Source organism: Halobacillus sp. ACCC02827, from assembly GCF_030291935.1.
Lineage (GTDB): Bacteria > Bacillota > Bacilli > Bacillales > Halobacillaceae > Halobacillus.
This window is the reverse complement of the sequence record NZ_CP128168.1, coordinates 833,301-852,811: the sequence shown is the minus strand read 5'-3', so window position 1 is coordinate 852,811 and position 19,511 is coordinate 833,301. Positions and strand designations below refer to the sequence as shown.

Sequence of the window (19,511 nt, the reverse complement as noted above, 5' to 3'; positions counted from 1 at the left end):
CCTTAATATGTACCATCATTTTTCATTTGAACGCTTACATTATATCAAAAATTTCCTTTCTCCCCTATTTCTATATAGTCAAAGCCTCCGTTTGTCTATATAATGAAAAAAAAGAGTTTGGAAAGGATGAAGACTTGTGAGATACCGACGACAAGACCCCCTTCGTTATATATTTCCAAATCCTATAGGAGCCCGTTTTAAAATCATCCAGGTCGGCGACCGTCCGGTGGATTCATCGTTCGGCAAGGCGGTCATTCATGACTTGAGTACCGGAGGATTGAAAATGGCAACAGACATCAAGATTCCCCTCCACAAAGAGATTGACGTCTTCCTTCAACTGGAATTTGAAGGAACCTCTCTTTCCTTTACTGCCGATGTCGTTTGGATGAAGCCATATATGAAGGAATACCTTTATGGTTTGGATTTCAAAGGAGACCAGAAATCCGAAATTGTCCAGGCTTTAAAGAAATGGAAAGCGATTCCTGCCAACGGCTGATTTTCATTTTCTGTAACATAAAAGAAATATTTATGTAATAAAATTGAAACCTTTCCACTTTCTGATTCGTCTATATAGTAGTACGAAAACAAACATGTCGGAAAGGGGCGTTCATTATGAAGAAACGTATAGAATATGATTTTGCAGAAATCGCTAGTGTTGCAGGAGGGGCCGCCTTCCTGACCCTGTTCTTATACTTCATCATTTACGTCCAGTAAATAATATTTCAAGCCTCTCCTTGGAAGGAGAGGCTTTTTCGTATGCAGGCGGCAGTCTTTTTGATTAGAATAGGAGGAATCCTCTCTTTATAATAGAAGTAATCCCATTACAAACAGGAGGGAATTTTTTGGATCATTACCTGGAATACCCTGACATATTAAAGGAAGATCGAATTACGTTCGGTCTGACGCTCCCAATAGATAACTATCACGGTCGGAAGCCTGACATGACAAAGCAGTTGGAGCGGGCTCGCCTCGCAGAGAAACTTGGTTTCCACAGTTTATGGCTCCAGGATGTCCTGTTGGAGGATCCAACTTTTGAAGACCCCGCAACAGGACAAATATACGATAGCTTAATCTATCTTACTTACCTGGCCAGCCAAACGAAGACGATTCATTTAGGGACAGCCGCCCTTGTACTGCCATTAAGGCACCCGTTACGGACGGCGAAGGAGATTGCAAGCATCAGCAACCTTTTTCCCGGACGATTGCTTCTCGGCGTTTCCTCCGGAGATCGAAGGAAAGATTTCGAAGGATTGAATGTTCCCATTATGGAGCGCGGAGAGTGGTTTCGCGATGCCCATCAGGTTATACAGGAGGCACTGGATAAGGAATTTCCCGATTCCAAGTCCCGATTCGGTCGAATGGACAAGTCGAACCTTGTTCCCAAACCAAAGGAGAACATCCCTTTTTATATGACGGGATACTGCCAGCAGTCACTGGATTGGATTGCCGAACACAGCGATGGTTGGATGTTCTATCCTCAACGCCCGGATAAACAGAGGGAAACGATCCATCAGTATCGGGAAAAAGTGAGGCTCTATCACGGCGACGTCTTCCGTCCATTCTTCATGCCGCTTCCACTCATACTCGAGGAGGATCCGGATCACCCTGTCGAAAAGATCCCTGCCGGATATAGAACGGGCCGAAAAGGGTTGGTTGGTTTAATCGAAGAGTACCGATCGATCGGAGTCAATCACTTGATGTTCAATTTGGCGAGAAGCGAACGTTCTGTCGAAGCAGTCCTTGCAGAGCTGGGCAGTGAAGTACTACCCCTTTTCCGCCTATAAATGAAATAATGGAAAGGAGCACGGTATGGAAGATGCACAAATTCTCGTAATGGGCAGCGTACACTTTTCCGTTGAACCCGATACGGTCAATAACCAGCAGAAGAAGATATTAGAAGTGGTTGATTGTTTGAAGGAGTATGAGCCGACGAAGATTGCAGTAGAGAAATCTTTTCTTCTTGAAGAAGAGATTAACAAGCGTTACGAACTGTTTCAAGCCGGAGCCTTTCAACCGGCATATGATGAGGTAGAGCAATTCGCCTTCCGGATTGGCAAGGCCTTGAGTCTCCCTCGTCTCCACGCTGTCGACGCACAAGTTGATATGGACCGTCCACCCCTGAGTCAGGTGTTTGCCTGGGCGAAGGAGTACCAGCCTGATTTATTGAAAGAAATCGTAGAGATGCAGCACGAGTTGAATCAAAGCCGGCAGAAAACAGATATAATGGAGAAGTTAAAAGAGGTAAACAGATTGGAATATGGAAGACGATTACAAAGGTTGTACTGGAAGCTGTCCCAAATCGGCGATCGCTCCCATCCTTTGGGAGTGGAATGGCTCAACCAATGGTATCATCGGGATTTAACCATTACAGCCAACCTACTGAAACTGACGGAACCGGGGGACAGGGTACTCCTATGGATCGGAGCGGATCATCTGCACCTTATCAGACAAATGCTGGAAGACAGTAACCAAGTAAAAATCATTCATCCCTCCTTATTCCTTGATGGTTCCAACAAGCTTGCTGAGTAACCGGTTCCTATTGTCTATTAAAATAAGGAGGACTGATCCTATGGCAGAGAAATCGTGGACGGACCGCTTCGATCCTCTTTATTTCCCACTATTCACGGCCATTCCTGTCGGGGTATGGCTGACAGGAAAAGATGGCCCCTTTCAAGGGGTTGAAATCAGTTTATATATCATGACGACATTATTTTTATTCTTCTCCGGCAGCGTAGAAACCAGCAGCGACGAACGGAAGCACCGAAATCTTGGCTATTTGTATATGGTATCCGGACTATTCTTGGCCGGTGCCGGTCTGTACCGCTGGCTGAGTTAGAATCAAATGAAAAAGAGCCAAGGCAGAATCATCGGGATCATAATGATCATGGTAAAGATCAACCAGGAGCTTGGATCTTCTTTTTTTGTCTGATTCCTGTAAGACACGCCCCAGGCGGCGAGTAATATCAGAGTCACGATGATGCTCCGCACATGAATATCTCCGTCTTTATTATTCATAAATATATAGACCGATCCTTCTGTCAGGAGCAGAAGACCGACAATAATATTGAACAGATGCGTAAACCGCTTACTCACAAAGCATCCTCCTAAATAAAATTAGCTTTTACACTCTCCAAGTATAGTACATCCTCTTTTGATTAGGAAGAACCGAGGATCGAAGCATAACGTGTAAGAAGACAAGGGGGCAGCAGTTACCAAAAAAAGCACCCATATCCGGGTGCTTTTTTTTGTGCAATTATAAATTATCAAGTAGGTTTCGAAGTGGTCCTGTAACTTCGAAGAACGAGTAATCTTTATTGAGAACGCGCCAGGAGTCCTTGTACAAGTAAACCTCCAACAAGGTCCCTTGTTTTCCGGACAGCTTCAAGGCGCCACTGACATTGGTATCTGCCTCGATCGACTCTTCAACTGGAGGGGATGCTTTCATCGCTTCGAGCAATTGCCGGATTTCATCTTCCTGATCGATAATCCGCGATGTTCTTTCTCCTTTGAGATTATAATAGGTCAGCGTTAATGGACGCTTATAATCCTGCCATTCGTGCGGAGTGATATCATCCTTACTGAATGCAACAGGATTGAAGAAGTACCTGTGGTTTATGTAGCTGACAATGGTTGCCAGGATCATCACCGTCGCTATTGCTATCCATATTTTCTTCCACATCTTCGTCCCTTCCCGCCTCCTCTTTTACATCGATAAAATGAATGGCATATATTCTATACAAAGTAAGTTCTCTATTAAGTAATACGAAAAAAAGACTGCAATAGTTTCAAAATGGCTAAAGAAATTCCATTTATATAGAAAGAGCAGGAGTATGACTCCTGCTCTCTTTTAATCTTCTGAAGGGAAACCCAGTAGTGTTTTCACTTCCAGATATTCCTCTATACCATAATCTCCCCATTCGCGACCGATACCGGACTGCTTATAGCCTCCGAACGGGCCGGCGAAATCCGCTTCGGCATCGTTGACCTTCACTCTACCTGCACGGATGCTTCCAGCGACCTTCCTCAAGTTCTTCGGATCTTTCCCGAATACATAGCCGGCGAGCCCATAAACGGTATCATTAGCGATTTCAATAGCTTCATCAATAGAGTCATACGTAATGATTGTCGTTACGGGACCAAAAATCTCTTCCTGAGCAATGACCATAGAATTATCTACGTCTGTAAACACCGTAGGCTTCGCATAGTAGCCGGTTTCCAGACCTTCCGGCTTACCAGTACCACCTACAAGTAAACGTGCACCTTCTTCCTGTCCTTTCTCAATGTAGGATTGAACCGTATCCCATTGTTTTTTAGACACGAGGGGCCCTATGCGATTATCTCCTCTTGGGTCACCAACAGGATATTCAGGAAGAACCTTCTTCACCGCATCCTCGAATGCCTCTTTCATGGAGGACGGCACAAGTACTCTTGTAGCAGCAGAACATACTTGACCGCTGTTATTTGCAATATGATTCACGGCGGACCTCGCTGCATCTTCGACATCTGCATCATCAAGAATGACAAGTGGTGATTTACCACCCAGTTCCAGAGCGACCTTCTTAATGGTATGAGAGGCATTTTCCATGATCTTCTGTCCGACAGCGCCGGAACCGGTGAAGGATACGAAGTCGATGTCCGGATGAGAGCTGATGCCGTCTCCTATGACCGAACCGGAACCATTTACCAGGTTGAAGACCCCTTTAGGCACTCCTACTTTGTCAAAGATTTCTGTAAGGATAATCGCAGCAAACGGCGTCAGCTCTGCCGGTTTCAAGATGACAGGACTTCCTGCTGCAAACGCGCTGGCAATCTTTGTAGATGTCTGATTTGTAGGGAAGTTCCAGGGGGTGATCAATCCACTTACCCCGACCGAATCTTTCTGGACGAAATGACCGCCTCGGTCCTCGAAGAAAGAGAAGTTCTTTAGAGATTCAGCTGCCTGGGAGAAGTGGTTATATCCCATGCTGTAGTGCACGTTCTCCGAAATGGAAACCGGTGAACCAAGTTCATCCGTGATCGTATCAATGATCTCCTGCTTGCGATTCTCGTATTCGGCAGCGATCTTCTCCAGCATCTCTACACGCTCTTCTTTGGACGTCTGGGAGAAGGAAGGGAAAGCCTCCCTTGCGGCCTGAACCGCTTTATCAAGATCTTCTTTCGTTCCCAGACTTATTTTCCCTATGACTTCTTCTGTAGCAGGATTAATTACCTCTTCTGTTTCATTTCCTGTAGAATCGATCCATTCTCCATTTATATAGTGTTGAAGATAGTTACGCATAAATAGATACACTCCTCTGATGTAATAAATTTACAATATCAATATATATGAGACTATAACCGTAAAAACAGCAGATGAAACATACAAATGGCCGCCCCCTTCTCAAACTATCGGGATTCCTCTATAATTGGAGCAATAGGCAGAAGGGATGATCATTGGTATGACTTCAACACATCAGCACATACAAAAATACTTGAATGATAATGAAGATAAAGGGAGACTGCTCGTCAGCTGCCCGGATAAACCGGGTATCGTCGCGACCATCTCGAATTTCCTTTATGAAAATGGAGCAAACATTGTAGAGTCGAGCCAATATACGACGGATCACGTAGACGGCACATTTTTCCTGAGGATTGTTTTCGAGACAGAAGGACTGAAAGAAAAAGCAGCCGATTTAAAAAAACATTTCCATGCGATCGCAGAACAATTCCGCTTGGAGTGGAAAATGACATTTCTCCATGAACTGAAAAAGACAGCTGTTTTCGCATCCAAAGAACTGCATTGTCTGCGGGAACTATTATATGAATGGGAAAGCGGGGATTTGCTGACGGATATCGCCCTCGTCATCAGCAATCACGAAACAGGAAGAGAGTTGGTCGAGTCCTTCGGCATACCGTTCCACTACATTCCTGCCAACAAGCATATTCGGAAAGAAGTAGAGGCAGAACAGCTGGAGCTTCTTGAGAAATACGATATTGATTTGATCGTACTGGCAAGGTACATGCAAATACTGACTCCTGAATTTGTAGCCCAACACCCTTCCAGCATCATCAACATCCATCATTCGTTCTTACCAGCTTTCATAGGTGCCAACCCGCACAAACGTGCTTATGATCGGGGCGTGAAATTAATCGGCGCCACTTCTCATTACGTGACAGACGACCTGGATGAAGGTCCGATTATCGAGCAGGATGTTATCCGGGTCGATCACCAGAATGATATCGATGACTTGAAGAAAAAAGGACGTCTCATCGAACGAAGCGTGCTGGCCAGAGGAGTCAAATGGCATCTGGAAGACCGAGTCATCGTGAACGGCAATAAAACCATCGTCTTTTAATCCTTCCAACACTATTAAAAGTCACGAAAAAGCACCCGACTATTCGTCGAGTGCTTTTTCCATGTTTCACTTCATAGGATAGGTAATAACATCCTCCAAAAAGGAGTCGATCGTATGATCCACAGCGTAAGACCAGGTGAAACACTCACACAAATATCCAGGGATTACCGGGTTCCCCTCACAGATATCCTGCGGGCAAACAATCTATCAAACCCTGACATAATCTATCCCGGCCAACAGCTTCAAATACCAGGAATACCTGATCCTTCCACCATTCCTTATCGAATTGATGTCTCAGTAAACAATCGAAAGTTGAGACTTTACAATCGTAATAAACTTGTCAAAGAATATCCGATTGCTGTTGGAAAAATGCTGACTACGACGCCGATCGGTACTTTCATCATTATTAACAAAGCACCTGATCCGGGAGGTCCGTTCGGCACCATGTGGATGAGTTTATCTAAAGAACATTACGGCATCCATGGAACAAACAATCCCTCCTCCATCGGTAAAGCCGTTTCCAAGGGGTGTATCCGGATGCACAATGAAGATGTCGAGGAATTAGCTGACATTGTGCCCGTCGGTACTCGTGTAGATATCCATTTGTAGTTAACGGATTTCTGAAGTACTGGAAATCTCTTTTCCAGAAAGTGCTTCAGAAGCAAGACGATCCGCCTCTTTGTTGTCTTTCCGGGAGAGCAGTTGATAACTTGGTGTAATACCCGCGGTTTCAAGATCAGCATCGATCCGGTCCGCCCAACGATTCAGTTCTTCTTCCACACAAGCCCAATCGCCTTCCATCTGATGAATGACGACACGGGAATCACCGTAAAACGTGACTGGTAGATGTTGAGCACCGAGATTCGCCAGTTCTTGGACCGCCAAGTGAAGAGCAGCGTATTCCGCTTCATTATTTGAACCGAGCTGCTCTATCCTCGCACTTCTCCTTCTCCGCATCGCTTTTCCGTTCTGTTTGTAATAAATAACACACCCAAGCCCCGAGAGTCGATCATTTAAGTCAAAACCTCCGTCGAAATAAACAGAAACATCATGGGGCTCTGTTTCGAGCTGCTTCCTATACTTCTCCAAGTCCTTCCGTTTCCACATAGAATCATGTTGGTCCAGAAACTCGATCTTTTTCGCCCTTTTCGTCTTCTCTAAATCATCCGCAATAAGCAGTACTTCTCCGATGCTTTTTTCTTCAGAACGGAAGTGGATCTCCGCTTTTCCAGGTGTCTGATATGTACATTCCAACCTTATTTTCAATGGACAACCCTCCTTATTCTTCTATCTTACCCGAAGTCAGCTTTTTTAGAGCTTTTTATAAAAACCGGTCGCCGTTCCTTGGAATCCGTAATATCTGTATATTTCATGAGCGCGCTTCCTTTCCTCGCGGTTCCCGCTGTTTAACTGGATCGTTCCTGCCCCCTGCTCAGCTCCCCAATTCTCTGCTGTTTGCATAAGCTGTTTCCCGATACCTCTTCCCCGCTCTCCTGCTCTCACGATGAACGCAATGACTCGGATATGGGAGCGGTCATCATGATAAGCAAGCGAATGCGTCATACCTATCATCCCATGAATCCGGTCATCTTCTTCCCAAACAAACGTTTTGTATTCTTCCCTTAATTGAATCTTCTTCATACGGTCTGTCATTTGATCAACGTTGGTCGCATACCCCAGTTCCCCCATCAATCCAGTCAATTCAGCCGCATCTCCCTGCTGCATATCTCTAATCATACAATTCTCCCCTTCCAATCCATAGAAAAAAAGCCCCTGATCCATAACACAAGGGCTTATCTCTTTTAATTGTTCGTCTGCTCCAACTGCCTCAGCTCTACCCGTCTGATTTTCCCTGAGGTAGTCTTCGGCAGTTCTTTAATATATTTAATCCGACGCGGATACTTATAAGGGGCGGTTAGCTCTTTTACATGCTGCTGAAGTTCAACAGTAAGAGAATCCGTCGCTTCGTACCCTTGCTTTAAAACGATATAAGCCTTGACAACACTCCCTCGAACATCATCGGGGCTCGCAATAACGGCACACTCCTGCACGGATGGATGCTTAATAAGGGCGTCCTCTACTTCAAACGGACCGATTGTGTAGCCTGAGCTGATAATAATATCATCGCTACGCCCTTCGAACCAGAAATATCCATCTTCATCTTTCCTTGCCTGATCCCCTGTTACATAATAGTCACCTCTTCTTGTCATTTTCGTCCGTTCTGGATCTTTGTAATACTCCCGAAAAAGTGCCGGCGTATCCAAGTGCACGGCGATATCACCGACTTTCCCTGAATCCAAAGGCATTCCTTCCTCATCTATAATTTCTACATGGTTACCCGGGGTGGGACGGCCCATGGAACCCGGTTTCACTTCCATGTCTTTCATAATACCGACGAGCAGCGTGTTTTCCGTCTGCCCGTAGCCATCCCGCACAGTTACATGGAAATGACGGCGGAATGTATCAATCACTTCTCTATTTAACGGTTCTCCCGCTGAAACAGCACTGTGAAGAGCCGAAAGAGTATAATCAGCAAGGTTGTCGGCTTTCGCCATCAGACGGTACTCTGTCGGTGTACAGCAGAGTACGTTTACCTTCTCCTCATCCATCAGACTCAAATATTTGTTCGGTTCGAATCTGCCATGATAAACGAGGCCCTTCGCCCCCTTGCCGAGCACGGATAAGAATGGACTCCAAATCCACTTCTGCCATCCCGGACCCGCAGTAGCCCAGACCGTATCGCCCTCTTCAATGGCAAGCCAATTGTCAGCTGCCGTCTTCAGGTGCGCATACCCCCATCCATGCGTATGAACAACCCCTTTCGGATTTCCTGTCGTACCGGATGTATAAGATAAAAACGCCATATCGTCTCTGTCTGTATCAGCAGTTTCCATTGTCGAGGGATAATCCTCCATCAGCGCATCCAGATCGAACCATCCTTCTTCCGGTCCGCCTACACGGAACTTCAACAGACGGTCGAACTCTTTGACTCCTTGGAACTGTTCCGTGTATGGATGATAGCTTATCACCCCGCGGACTTCCCCGTGGGATATCCTGTACTGTAAATCTTTCGTCCTCAGCATTTCCGAACTTGGAATGACCACAAGTCCCGCTTTCAAAGCTGCAACATATACATGATACGCCTCCAGAAGACGCGGAATCATGACAAGCACCTTATCCCCGGCTTTTAAGCCTGCACTTAAGAAAGCGTTTCCAATTTTGTTTGCATTTTCAATCAGCTGATCATATGTAACTCCTCTTCGCTCCCCTGCTTCATTGATCCACTGCAACGCTTCGCGCCCTGTACCGTCTGCATATTTCTCCATCTCGGATACGATGTTATATCGATCTGGTGCTATCAAACTTTCTCTCTTCACAGAAACCCTCCTTTATGATCAATCGCGTCTTTAATCGCATTCATTATATCAAGTTTTTGGAATATTTCCAATAATGTTATTTGCGCAAAGGAAACATTATTGCTCCCGATAAATTGACAGATAATTATTTCGTATCTTATAATAAGTGACAAAGTATGGATAAGGAGTGTCGTTTAGTGAACGTTCAGGCAAGCAGAATCGTACCGGACAGCAAAACCTGTCTCTTGATTTCTATCGTGGTGTTGTCTGTATTTGTCTTATTTTCCGTCCTAACAAAAAACGCCAACTATGCTTACGCTTCCGTCCTGACTGTATTGCTGATTAACGGGTCCTTATTATTTCAGACAATGAAAAGAAAAAAAAGGGCGTGAAATCACGAGTGATTTCACGCCCTTTTTCTTACTGCCGGCTTCTTTCCCAGGACCAGGCGGTTGCATGGTACCTTGTGTGTTCATCTAAAGTTGTTTGCAACAGGGAAAGGTCTTGTTCTTCCAGTGCATCAACCACGCTGTAATGATCTTTTACCCTGCCTATAACAGGAATCGTTTTTGAATGACGTTCCAACATCCGTACATACACATGGACTTGATTAATGATCCGTTCCAGAAACTCATGGAGAAGCTCATTGCCGGTTTTCCAGGCAAGTAACAAGTGAAACTCTTTATCAGCTTCCAAATACCTCTCCACATCTCCAGCTTCCCACGCCTGCTCACCTTCCGAAATCCATTTGTTTAATTGTTGTAAATCGCTGTATGTCACTTGATTATAAACAAGTTCAGCCACTTTTATTTCCAAGTACTTCCACATCTCAAACGCCTGCAGCACTTCTGTCTCGGAAGGATTCATGACAAAGGCTCCTCGATGGGCATACAGCTTCGCAAACCCCTCGTCACACAGACGCCGGATTGCCTGGCGGATCGGTGTACGGGATACAGATAATTCGGCTTCTATCGATTTCTCGACAAGCTGTGAACCAGGAGAGATCTCTTTGGTAACGATCTGCTCCCGTAAGTGCCGGTACACCTCCTCCGATCTGGAAGAACGTTCCTGCTTTGCTTTGGAATAGTCTTGAGAGATAGTATCCCGCCTTTAGGCCAGCCGCTTGAAATTCTGACCGAGAATTTCGTTCATAGAGTGGACAGTGATAAACGCCTGCTCATCGATATCGGTCATATATTTTTTTAATCGTGTATAATCTTTCCGGCTGAGGATGGTGGTTATTACTTCTTTATCTTCCTGCATGAACGCGCCTTTCGCTTGATGGATAGTCGCTCCCCGTCCAAGACGATCTACGATAAAATGACGGACGAGTTCGCTCTCACGGCTGATGATTACGATCTCTTTATTATCTTCAAACTGTTTGAGCATATAGTCAATGACAAGACCGTTTAAAATCACTCCGAAGAAAGCGTACATTCCCACGGTTGGTCCAAATAGGAAGATGGAAGATGTTGCAATGGCTATATCTGAAAACAACACGCCCTTCCCGACTTCAATCGAGAAGAATTTATTAAGAATCATGGCAAGAATGTCTGTACCGCCCGTTGAGGCTCCCTGATGGAAGACTAAGGCCATACCCGACGCAGCAATGATTTGACCAATAATAAGCTGAATTAATAAATCATCACTTAAAGCTTGCTGCATAGGAAAGAACGTTTCCAACCCCCAAACCATGACTGATAATGCCATACTTGCATAAATGGTTTTTAAACCGAATTGGAAACCTAAGAAGATGATTCCAACAATGAACAGCAGAATATTTAACACCAACATGATCAATCCGAGAGAAAGATCGGGAAATACTTTATTCATGACGATGGATAGACCACTTACTCCACCGGTAGCTAGATCGTTGGGAGACAGGAAGAAGTGCACGTTGACGGCAACTCCCAGCGCCCCCAGGTTCATCAGTAGAAAAGACCTTATCTTTTTAAGCATCAGAAAGCCTCCTTTATAAAAAATATAGAATAATGTCGAATTCAAATTGTAGTACAATCGGGATTATAGAGCCCATAACTGCGTTTGTAAACAGCTGTGCCTGTAAAAATATCAATTCTTTTATGTAAGCGATTGACGTTAAAAAATTCAATAATTAATAAAAACACGTTAACACTAATAAAAATGTGACGATACATATGATAAGTTGTAATATTTTGCAGATAAGGATATCGTTAGTTTCCTTTTCTTATACTGCACCGGTTTCCCGGCCTTTCTCCCCATAAAAAAACCACCACTACATAAGTAGTGGCGGTTTCATTCGTCTTTTATCTCGGTAATCGTACAGTTACTGCTGTCCCTACACCTTTTTCACTCTGGTAGGTGATGGTTCCATTTAGATCGGCGACGATTTTTTTTGTCACCATGACTCCGAGCCCCGTCCCTTTCTCTTTCGTAGTAAAGAACGGTTCTCCAATCTTAGCAAGCTCCCGGGATGTTAGACCCGGTCCATTATCTCTAACGGAAAGCGTTAGCTCTTCGCTCGTTACTTCAACTCCCACGCGAACTTCCCCACCATGATCCACAGCATCGATGGCATTCTTAACAAGATTAATCAATATTTGGTTCATCCGCTTCGGCTCTGTTCTGAACGCTTCTTGGTCTTTGGAACAAGCACAGTCGAATAAAAGCAGAATCTGTTTGTCATTAGCCTCCGGCTCTAAAAGGCGGAGAACATAGGACACAAGCTGTTCCGGATCGATCTCCTCCATCTGAATCGTCGATTTCGGCTTAGACAGCATCATGAAATCTTGGACAATCGCCTCTATCCTGTTTACTTCGTCCAGGATAATTTCCTGATAATTATCTCTCAGCTCGGGGTTTGCTGCGCCGATTTGCAGAAAACCTTTGATTGCGGTTAACGGGTTCTTAATCTCATGTGCGATTCCAGTAGACATCTGCGTAATCGTGGATAGCTGTTGTGTCTTTTCTTTAAACTCCAGCATTTCCTTATATTCCGTCACATCTTCGTGCAGTCCAAGCACATACGACTTACCATTGTAGTCCACAGGGAAACCTTTGGAGCGAATCCATTTGTATGCCCCCTCTTCCCCCTGGTTCAATCTGTATTCCACTTCATGCATCTGCTTCCTCATTACTTGAAACGCGTCCTGCACTTTCTTCTTATCCGCCCCATACACTTTCTCAAAAACAAGCCCCGGATTTAAAAATGCATCTCTTCGCGTTATCCCAAACAGGGACTGAAACGCAGGACTGATATAGTGGAGCTCTTCATAGTCCGGTTCGCTGATCCAAAAAACATCTTTAATGTTATTCGCCAGCAGAGCAAAACGCTCTTCTGATGCTTTCAAAGCCTGCAAATGCTTCTTATATTGCGTTATATCCTGTACAAACACTGTTATTCCAAGTTCTGTAGGGTGAACCGTGACCTGAACATCGACGCCCTGCTCAATCAAATAGCCCTCAAATTCGACCGTTTCCTGTGTCTCCATCGCCCTCAAATAGTGCTGGAAGAAATGATAATATTGATCAATCGGGAAGATGTTCCAAAGTTTTTTACAATAGTTACTGTAAAAAGGTACCGCTGTCATTTCTTCCATTTTAGGATTGGCATAGATCACTTCCCAATTAGGGTTAATGATTGCTAATCCATGCGGGAATTTGTCCACTAAGTGGGACATACGATGCTTCAATTGGGCTTCTTTTGGATCCGTAACGTGAACCATCTGTTGGCTGAGGCTGGAAGCCAAACTCACAGGTCCCTCTAATTTTTCAGAGCGCGGCTCCGCTTCAGGACGATTTGGTTTCATAGTAAGATCGTTTAAGGAAAAAGCAATTTGACCGTTAGTCAGATGAACCATTTTGCAGTGATACTTGCGAAGGTTATTCTTATCTGTCAAATGGACGGACATTTCCCTCAAGCCTTCTGTCAGCAGTTGATGAAGCACCTGCTGCAGGCGGTGTTGGGCCGTATGCCGAAAACTGCGGATCCATTGAGAGAATGACATATCTGTATCTTCTAAATGAAGAGTTCCTTGCATTTCCTGATTCAGCGTAACCGTTTGTAAACGCAGATCGAGTAGACATGCCGGTGTACCATTCAAACTTAGAACATCCAATATTTCGCCACTATGAACTTGGTCAGAATACCTCTCTCTTATCACCAATATTAAGACCTCTTTCCTTTTATCCGTTCCATATTTTCCAATATGTGTACTATTATAACGCAATCCAGAAAAATTTTGTATATATTCAAATAATTTATCACTTATTTTCTATTCTCTACACCATACGTGAAGATTACAGAAAGTATGACTTTATTCTTCTGTTTTCACCCTTCAATGCTGCGCCATAAAGTCAAAGAAGCATAGCTCCTGTATGGATGCCAGCCTGCACTGTGCGTTTCCATCTGTTCATAGGACGGTTTTTTGTCCATATCGAAATATACCTTCCACGCGTTCTGAATTCCAATGTCTGCCTTTGGGAACAGATCCTGTCTTCCTAATCCGAACAACAGCCAGTTCTCAGCAGTCCAGGGCCCGATGCCTCTTATTTTCACTAATTGTTTCTTGACTTCTTCGTCACTCTGTCCGGAGAGACCGGCCAAGTCCAACCTGCCCTCTGCGATCATTCTGGAAGTGTCTATGACGTATTCTGCTTTCCTTTGGCTGAATTGCAGTGCCCTGAGATCCTCATACTTCAGTGCGGCTGTCTCCTCTGGGTCGGGGTAAAACCATACCCCGTCTTTCGTTGATCCGAACGTATGGACAAATCTTGTACTTAGCGTGTAGGCAAATTTCATATTCAACTGCTGATGAATGATCACTTTCATTAAGCAGTCATACAAATGAAAATCTTTAACGATCGGTGTTCCGGGATGGTCCTGAAACAGCTGCTTTACATTCGTGTCCATGAAGTGCTGATGAATATTCTCTAAATTTACCCCCCACTGAAAAAGCTCTTGTACATGCGTGACTAAAGCATCTTTGTCTTTCACGCTCTCACCGGAAACTTCAAACGCCGGTTCAGCAGTCGTCCCGAGGCCTTGGACACGGACAATATGTCGTTCTTCCCCTAACTTCACCGGGACATCAACCCAGCGCTCAGCTCTGTCCAAACGCGTCAAAGGATCGAATTGCCATCGAAGTAACGTGTAATCAAAATCATAAAAACCAGTTGCTTTAAATCTTTCTTTCCACAATTCAAAAATCCTCCCCTCTTTTTATAAAAAATTCCATAATAGTTAAAATGTATTAGGTTTATCGGAAAATTATAAGCAAATATGTAATAACTTCCCCATTATTCGACACGAATCCTCTTATTTCCCTATGTACACTTCTTCCTTGCCTCTTCCTTTTCCTTCTTTCCTCGAACATTTCATGAATAAAATTAAAAAGCTGTACCGTAGCAGTACAGCTTTTTGGTTGGAATATCGCCGAAGTTATAACTGCCAGAGAGGAGCAGGCACTATCTGTTTGATCATCAAATCATTTAAATTCCCAAAACGATAGCCGCGTTTCCTGAGCTCATCAATTAATTGGGACAGCGCTTCTGCGTTATCCTGAGATACGGTATGCAGCAAAATGACCGCTCCGGGATGTATTTGATCAATGACGCTGTTGTAGGCATACTCCCATCCCTTTTGTTTGTCCGTTTCCCAATCTTTAAAGGCAATGGACCAGAATGCATGCGTATAACCAAGCTCCCGCGACCATTGCAGTGTTTGATCGTTAAACGTCCCTCTCGGGGGACGAACAAACGTCATGACGTCCTGGTCCGTCAATTTCCGGACCGCTTCATCCACTTTATCCAGTTCTTCTTTCATTGTCTCTTTTGATATCTTTGTGAAGTCCGGATGGCTCCAGGAATGGTTGCCGATCAAATGGCCTTCTGAAGCCATCCTCTTCAATAAATCAGGTGCACTTTCAATGTAATGACCCGTTACGAAAAATGCTGCCGGAACCTGCTTTTCTTTGAGGATGTCCAATACTTTACCTGTGTATCCTTGTTCATACCCATTATCGAAGGTCAGGTAAACAACGGGTTGTTCTGTCTCGTCATAATAAAAACCATCGTATTTATCTATCATCGGTTTATAACGACCGACTTCAGGGACATTTCCATCTTTGCTCTTACTGTATCCCCAGCCTTCTGCGAAAGCAGCGGTTGGATAAACCAGAACCGCACTTAAAAGTACCAGGAGAGAGATCACTTTCCACATACATATCACTCACTTTTTTCTTATTATGTGTGATGGATGGGAGAATATAAAAAAAGACATGTGGGAAAAATACCCACACGCCTTTTTACAAGAATAAGGAAGCCGCCCATCCGAAAATGAACAACGGAATGTTGTAGTGAAGAAATGTCGGCACACACGTATCCCAAATATGGTTGTGTCTGCCATCTGCGTTTAGTCCCGAGGTCGGTCCCAGGGTACTATCCGATGCAGGGGATCCAGCATCGCCGAGTGCTCCAGCTGTTCCGATCAATGCCGCCGTGGCCAATGGAGAAAATCCTGCAGCCACACAAATCGGTACAAACAAAGCAGCCAGGATAGGAATAGTCGCGAAGGATGATCCTATTCCCATTGTCACAACAAGACCTACAAGGAGCAGAATGAATGCTATGAAGGCTTGATTATTACCAAGGTAATCAGAGCTGACCTCCACAAGCGCAGATACCGATTCTGTCGTCGTCAGTACATTTGCATAGCCGGAGGCAACCAGCATAACAAAAGCAATGAACCCCATCATAGCGATTCCATCATTTATTACTTTATCCCCTTTAGAATAAGGTACGACGCGGAAAGCGAACATCAGTACAATTCCCGCAAGCGCAGCAAGGACGAGGTTAGCCCAGACAGCCTGGATAACTAATGTGACGATGATTGCTACGATAGTCAGAACGTGCTTTTTGTTGAATTTCTGATCTTGCGTCTGTACAAGTACATCTTCTTCGTTCGCCTGCTGTTCATTCACCACTCTCGGCTTTCTATAAGTGATGAGAACAGCAATCAGCAATCCGACAATCATACCGGAACCAGGGATAATCAAGGATTGTGCGATCGTTCCGATGCTCAATTCAATTCCATTCGATTCCATGGACTTTTGAATCGTTTGGTGGAATATATAACCGAAGCCGACAGGAATCATAACGTAAGGAGCCTTCAATCCGAACGTAAGCGCGGCTGCAACAGCACGACGATCCAATTTCATTTCATCAAACAGTTTCAGTAAAGGTGGTATCAATATAGGAATAAATGCAATGTGCACAGGTATGACATTCTGAGATAAACTTGCTACAAAGGCAATGACAAAAACGATCATCGTCCTTTTATTCTTCAACACGCGAAGCAGATAACTGACAAGGATGGTGGTGATACCCGAATAACTGATCGCAATCGCAAAAGCTCCTAATAATATATAACTTAAAGCTACACTTGCCTGTTCTCCCATGCCGTTAACAAGGATTTCCAGTGAGCTGGTTAACGTTTCACCGTTCATCAAGCCGGCAGTCAGGCCAGCAGCAAGGATAGCAACAATGACGTTCACGCGCAATAGACTGAGCACAGTCATTACGAGGACAGATACGACGACTGCCCAAGCCATAAGACATTCTCCTCTCAATAATTCAATGCATTAGCGATTTACTATGATAAAGCATTATTTTAAAAAAATCAACCCTGCGGATGAGGGTTTGTCACTTTCCCATGACGTATACGATCATCGCGAGCATCACGGTAGAGGAGGAAACCAGGATCATCGTTATTTTACGGTCGGATTTGCGTCCGGCGGCCAGACGGGTGAGAAACATAATCATGGTCAACATAAAAACAAATCCTGCAACCGGAGATAAATAAAAGATCAACGACTCCATGAACTTCCTCCTTTACAGCTTCAGTCCATCTGGCGCTCTAAATCTTCCAGCATGGAAATTAAGCGGTCAATATCTTCTACAGATGTCTCTTCAGGATCAAGCTGATCCAGGCGGCCCATGAAATCCGCAAGCTTTGCCTTCAGGTCCTGAATTCTCTTTTGCTGTGTCATGATCGTTACACCCCTTACGTTCTTTTTTGTCTGCATTTATCATAGTACAAGTATTCCGATGTGTCCATGGCTTAGGGTTAAACCATTACTTAAAGGAGATGGAAACATGACATTAAAAGAATTTATCACCTATTTAGATGAAAACACAGCAATAAAACTGCTGATTGTAGCTGTTATCATCTTTCTCTCTGCACTCGTGTTACGAAAAGTCATTCACTCCTTCTTCAAGAAGACAGATTTCATGGAAGAGCGTAAGGAGAAAACGCTGGAATCCATGATGAACTCCGTTATCAGTTATGCCTCCGTCATCGGATTTCTGCTTATAGTGCTTAATGAATTCACTTCCATAGGCAATCTCCTTGCAGGAGCTGGAGTGATCGGGATCATTGTCGGATTTGGTGCCCAAAACTTGATCAAGGATTTCTTTGCCGGACTTTTTCTCTTATACGAAAAACAGCTTCACAAGGGAGATTACGTCACCATAAATGATACCTTTCACGGTACTGTAGAAGACATCGGCCTGCGCTTCTTAAAGCTCCGCGAATGGTCTGGAAAGCTTCTTACAATCAGTAATGGACAAATTAACACCATAGAGAATTTTAATTTCGAATACATGCGTGTCATAGAGAAAGTAACCACTAATTTTCATGAAGACCCACGCAAAGTGATGCCCATTCTTGAGAAGGCATGTGAACGATTGAATGAAGAACTGCAGGAATACTTAAAGAAAGACCTGACAGGAAAGCCGTTGGAACCGTTCCAAGTGTATGGCATGACATCCCTCAACGATCAATACCGTGGGTATCAATACACCGTAACTGGTCTTGTCATCGATCTCGTTTACTGGACAGCTGCAAAAAAAACACGCTTCATTCTAGCCGAAACGTTGTATGATCATCAGATCCGTTTGGCAGAACAGCGTGTAGAAGTAAGGTCAACCGTTGATGACAGCGATTATTTCAACTCAAACGAAAAGCTGACATGATCCTGAATCGGGATCCAGGCACCGATGCCTTGACGAGTCACATTCTTAATGCTCAGCGTCTTCTTTGAACCCTTGAGTTGAATATAGACATCTCCAAAGGTCACATCACCTTTTTCGTTTACAGCAGGGGCATAGGCGTGTAGTATCCCGACTTTATTCGTGGGTACTGCATAACTGTTGTTCTGTTTTGTACCTTTTCCAATAACTGTGTTGAACGATAAAGGCAGTTTCGTATTGTTTTGAGCTTCCAGTAAAATCAATTTCATCATTTGATCACTCTGGCTGATTCGTGAAGTCAAGCCACCCTTCACCTGTTTTTCTTCTTGTTGAAGATAGCTTAGTTTCTCAACACTTTCGCCACCGTGATTGTTTTTCTCATTCTCATTAATTTTTTGGTATTCCCAGTTGATGTTCGTCTCTTTTGATTCATAAGCGAGCGGCCATCTTCCAAGGAAGATTTCTCCCCGGTAGCCGATTGCTAATGGGGACGGCTTCAATGATGTTTCATTGAGCATTTCGATCAGCTGTGGGTTTGTAATTCGGATGTTCGTGTCCTTCATCAATTGTTTGGTGATGTCCTCTGCTTCCAGCAGCTGCTGATCATCCGTTGAGTTCGGATACGTATTGTCCTTTGATATATTCAATACATGGCTCGGGATATCCCCTTTATCATCTTTGGACTGCTTCTTTTCCGCAGATATGGTCCCTGCAGCTGCAAGGGTAAAGAGGCCGATGAGTATTATCAGTACCAACCATCGTTTGTTCAAAATTCTGGCCACCTTTCTTTTTTTATATTTTGTGAAAGGTG

22 protein-coding genes are annotated in these 19,511 nt (G+C 44.2%); 7 read left to right on the top strand and 15 right to left on the bottom strand.

Features of this window, described 5'->3' with window-relative positions; translation table 11 throughout:
• The first annotated feature begins 136 nt into the window (after positions 1 to 136).
• The 4 genes from QRD89_RS04320 to QRD89_RS04305 all read left to right on the top strand — a co-directional run bounded on the left by QRD89_RS04320 (position 137) and on the right by QRD89_RS04305 (position 2,836).
• Positions 137 to 496: a PilZ domain-containing protein gene (locus QRD89_RS04320; RefSeq protein ID WP_008632718.1), complete on the top strand. Its 360-nt coding sequence runs from the start codon at positions 137 to 139 to the stop codon at positions 494 to 496.
• Between the two features lie 346 nt (positions 497 to 842).
• Positions 843 to 1,784, top strand: coding sequence for a TIGR03571 family LLM class oxidoreductase (locus QRD89_RS04315; RefSeq protein ID WP_286096397.1), 942 nt, complete (start codon positions 843 to 845; stop codon positions 1,782 to 1,784).
• 25 nt (positions 1,785 to 1,809) lie between these two features.
• On the top strand, positions 1,810 to 2,529 hold the full coding sequence (locus QRD89_RS04310; protein ID WP_286096396.1) for a DUF5694 domain-containing protein: 720 nt from the start codon (positions 1,810 to 1,812) through the stop codon (positions 2,527 to 2,529).
• Positions 2,530 to 2,569: 40 nt separating this feature from the next.
• Positions 2,570 to 2,836 (top strand): hypothetical protein, encoded by a 267-nt coding sequence (locus QRD89_RS04305; RefSeq protein WP_286096395.1) that lies wholly within the window; start codon positions 2,570 to 2,572, stop codon positions 2,834 to 2,836.
• Positions 2,837 to 2,838: 2 nt separating this feature from the next.
• Here the strand turns inward: QRD89_RS04305 and QRD89_RS04300 are convergent, their stop codons facing one another.
• From QRD89_RS04300 to QRD89_RS04290, 3 genes are all read right to left on the bottom strand, one after another.
• Positions 2,839 to 3,093 (bottom strand): hypothetical protein, encoded by a 255-nt coding sequence (locus QRD89_RS04300; RefSeq protein ID WP_008632728.1) that lies wholly within the window; start codon positions 3,091 to 3,093, stop codon positions 2,839 to 2,841.
• 160 nt (positions 3,094 to 3,253) lie between these two features.
• A complete protein-coding gene (locus QRD89_RS04295) occupies positions 3,254 to 3,679 on the bottom strand; it encodes a hypothetical protein (RefSeq protein ID WP_008632730.1) in 426 nt (141 codons plus the stop codon).
• Between the two features lie 168 nt (positions 3,680 to 3,847).
• Positions 3,848 to 5,278 (bottom strand): aldehyde dehydrogenase family protein, encoded by a 1,431-nt coding sequence (locus QRD89_RS04290; protein ID WP_286096394.1) that lies wholly within the window; start codon positions 5,276 to 5,278, stop codon positions 3,848 to 3,850.
• Positions 5,279 to 5,438: 160 nt separating this feature from the next.
• On the opposite strand from QRD89_RS04290, the gene purU reads away from it, so the two are divergent.
• Both purU and QRD89_RS04280 read left to right on the top strand, forming a co-directional pair.
• Positions 5,439 to 6,335, top strand: a complete 897-nt coding sequence (gene purU, locus QRD89_RS04285; RefSeq protein ID WP_062515696.1) for a formyltetrahydrofolate deformylase — start codon at positions 5,439 to 5,441, stop codon at positions 6,333 to 6,335.
• A gap of 114 nt (positions 6,336 to 6,449) precedes the next feature.
• Entirely contained in the window at positions 6,450 to 6,944 is a 495-nt protein-coding gene (locus tag QRD89_RS04280; RefSeq protein WP_008632747.1) for a L,D-transpeptidase family protein, read from the top strand.
• Here QRD89_RS04280 and QRD89_RS04275 read toward each other — a convergent pair whose 3' ends face one another.
• The 11 genes from QRD89_RS04275 to QRD89_RS04225 all read right to left on the bottom strand — a co-directional run bounded on the left by QRD89_RS04275 (position 6,945) and on the right by QRD89_RS04225 (position 17,718).
• Positions 6,945 to 7,601 (bottom strand): reverse transcriptase-like protein, encoded by a 657-nt coding sequence (locus QRD89_RS04275; RefSeq protein ID WP_008632749.1) that lies wholly within the window; start codon positions 7,599 to 7,601, stop codon positions 6,945 to 6,947.
• 45 nt (positions 7,602 to 7,646) lie between these two features.
• Entirely contained in the window at positions 7,647 to 8,072 is a 426-nt protein-coding gene (locus QRD89_RS04270) for a GNAT family N-acetyltransferase (protein WP_039870383.1), read from the bottom strand.
• 65 nt (positions 8,073 to 8,137) lie between these two features.
• The gene (mbcS, locus tag QRD89_RS04265; protein ID WP_062515351.1) at positions 8,138 to 9,712 is read right to left on the bottom strand and encodes an acyl-CoA synthetase MbcS; all 1,575 of its coding nucleotides are present in this window, start codon (positions 9,710 to 9,712) and stop codon (positions 8,138 to 8,140) included.
• Between the two features lie 399 nt (positions 9,713 to 10,111).
• Positions 10,112 to 10,735 carry a GntR family transcriptional regulator gene (locus tag QRD89_RS04260; RefSeq protein WP_008632760.1) on the bottom strand — a complete coding sequence of 208 codons (624 nt, stop codon included), beginning with the start codon at positions 10,733 to 10,735 and terminating at the stop codon, positions 10,112 to 10,114.
• Between the two features lie 66 nt (positions 10,736 to 10,801).
• Positions 10,802 to 11,650: a YitT family protein gene (locus QRD89_RS04255; protein ID WP_008632763.1), complete on the bottom strand. Its 849-nt coding sequence runs from the start codon at positions 11,648 to 11,650 to the stop codon at positions 10,802 to 10,804.
• Between the two features lie 326 nt (positions 11,651 to 11,976).
• A complete protein-coding gene (locus QRD89_RS04250) occupies positions 11,977 to 13,773 on the bottom strand; it encodes a PAS domain-containing sensor histidine kinase (RefSeq protein ID WP_286096393.1) in 1,797 nt (598 codons plus the stop codon).
• Between the two features lie 227 nt (positions 13,774 to 14,000).
• Complete coding sequence (locus tag QRD89_RS04245) at positions 14,001 to 14,870, bottom strand: DNA-3-methyladenine glycosylase family protein (RefSeq protein ID WP_286096392.1); 870 nt, start codon at positions 14,868 to 14,870, stop codon at positions 14,001 to 14,003.
• Between the two features lie 240 nt (positions 14,871 to 15,110).
• Positions 15,111 to 15,890 carry a delta-lactam-biosynthetic de-N-acetylase gene (gene pdaA, locus QRD89_RS04240; RefSeq protein ID WP_008632779.1) on the bottom strand — a complete coding sequence of 260 codons (780 nt, stop codon included), beginning with the start codon at positions 15,888 to 15,890 and terminating at the stop codon, positions 15,111 to 15,113.
• Between the two features lie 85 nt (positions 15,891 to 15,975).
• Complete coding sequence (locus QRD89_RS04235; protein WP_062515359.1) at positions 15,976 to 17,280, bottom strand: Na+/H+ antiporter family protein; 1,305 nt, start codon at positions 17,278 to 17,280, stop codon at positions 15,976 to 15,978.
• A 91-nt stretch (positions 17,281 to 17,371) separates the two neighbouring features.
• Positions 17,372 to 17,548: a hypothetical protein gene (locus tag QRD89_RS04230; RefSeq protein WP_286096391.1), complete on the bottom strand. Its 177-nt coding sequence runs from the start codon at positions 17,546 to 17,548 to the stop codon at positions 17,372 to 17,374.
• A gap of 20 nt (positions 17,549 to 17,568) precedes the next feature.
• On the bottom strand, positions 17,569 to 17,718 hold the full coding sequence (locus tag QRD89_RS04225) for an SE1561 family protein (protein ID WP_008632783.1): 150 nt from the start codon (positions 17,716 to 17,718) through the stop codon (positions 17,569 to 17,571).
• Between the two features lie 106 nt (positions 17,719 to 17,824).
• On the opposite strand from QRD89_RS04225, the gene QRD89_RS04220 reads away from it, so the two are divergent.
• Entirely contained in the window at positions 17,825 to 18,703 is an 879-nt protein-coding gene (locus QRD89_RS04220; protein ID WP_286096390.1) for a mechanosensitive ion channel family protein, read from the top strand.
• Here the strand turns inward: QRD89_RS04220 and QRD89_RS04215 are convergent.
• A complete protein-coding gene (locus QRD89_RS04215) occupies positions 18,673 to 19,470 on the bottom strand; it encodes a YfkD famly protein (RefSeq protein ID WP_026578625.1) in 798 nt (265 codons plus the stop codon). The genes QRD89_RS04220 and QRD89_RS04215 overlap by 31 nt on opposite strands.
• Positions 19,471 to 19,511 lie beyond the last annotated feature (41 nt).

Excerpts from the sequence above, each read along its gene's own strand:
- QRD89_RS04310 (WP_286096396.1), top strand. The coding sequence starts at position 1,810 with ATGGAAGATGCACAAATTCTCGTAATGGGCAGCGTACACTTTTCCGTT.
- QRD89_RS04305 (WP_286096395.1), top strand. The coding sequence starts at position 2,570 with ATGGCAGAGAAATCGTGGACGGACCGCTTCGATCCTCTTTATTTCCCA.
- QRD89_RS04295 (WP_008632730.1), bottom strand. The coding sequence starts at position 3,679 with ATGTGGAAGAAAATATGGATAGCAATAGCGACGGTGATGATCCTGGCA.
- QRD89_RS04290 (WP_286096394.1), bottom strand. The coding sequence starts at position 5,278 with ATGCGTAACTATCTTCAACACTATATAAATGGAGAATGGATCGATTCT.
- purU (WP_062515696.1), top strand. The coding sequence starts at position 5,439 with ATGACTTCAACACATCAGCACATACAAAAATACTTGAATGATAATGAA.
- QRD89_RS04280 (WP_008632747.1), top strand. The coding sequence starts at position 6,450 with ATGATCCACAGCGTAAGACCAGGTGAAACACTCACACAAATATCCAGG.
- QRD89_RS04270 (WP_039870383.1), bottom strand. The coding sequence starts at position 8,072 with ATGATTAGAGATATGCAGCAGGGAGATGCGGCTGAATTGACTGGATTG.
- QRD89_RS04255 (WP_008632763.1), bottom strand. The coding sequence starts at position 11,650 with ATGCTTAAAAAGATAAGGTCTTTTCTACTGATGAACCTGGGGGCGCTG.
- pdaA (WP_008632779.1), bottom strand. The coding sequence starts at position 15,890 with ATGTGGAAAGTGATCTCTCTCCTGGTACTTTTAAGTGCGGTTCTGGTT.
- QRD89_RS04235 (WP_062515359.1), bottom strand. The coding sequence starts at position 17,280 with ATGGCTTGGGCAGTCGTCGTATCTGTCCTCGTAATGACTGTGCTCAGT.
- QRD89_RS04230 (WP_286096391.1), bottom strand. The coding sequence starts at position 17,548 with ATGGAGTCGTTGATCTTTTATTTATCTCCGGTTGCAGGATTTGTTTTT.
- QRD89_RS04225 (WP_008632783.1), bottom strand. The coding sequence starts at position 17,718 with ATGACACAGCAAAAGAGAATTCAGGACCTGAAGGCAAAGCTTGCGGAT.
- QRD89_RS04220 (WP_286096390.1), top strand. The coding sequence starts at position 17,825 with ATGACATTAAAAGAATTTATCACCTATTTAGATGAAAACACAGCAATA.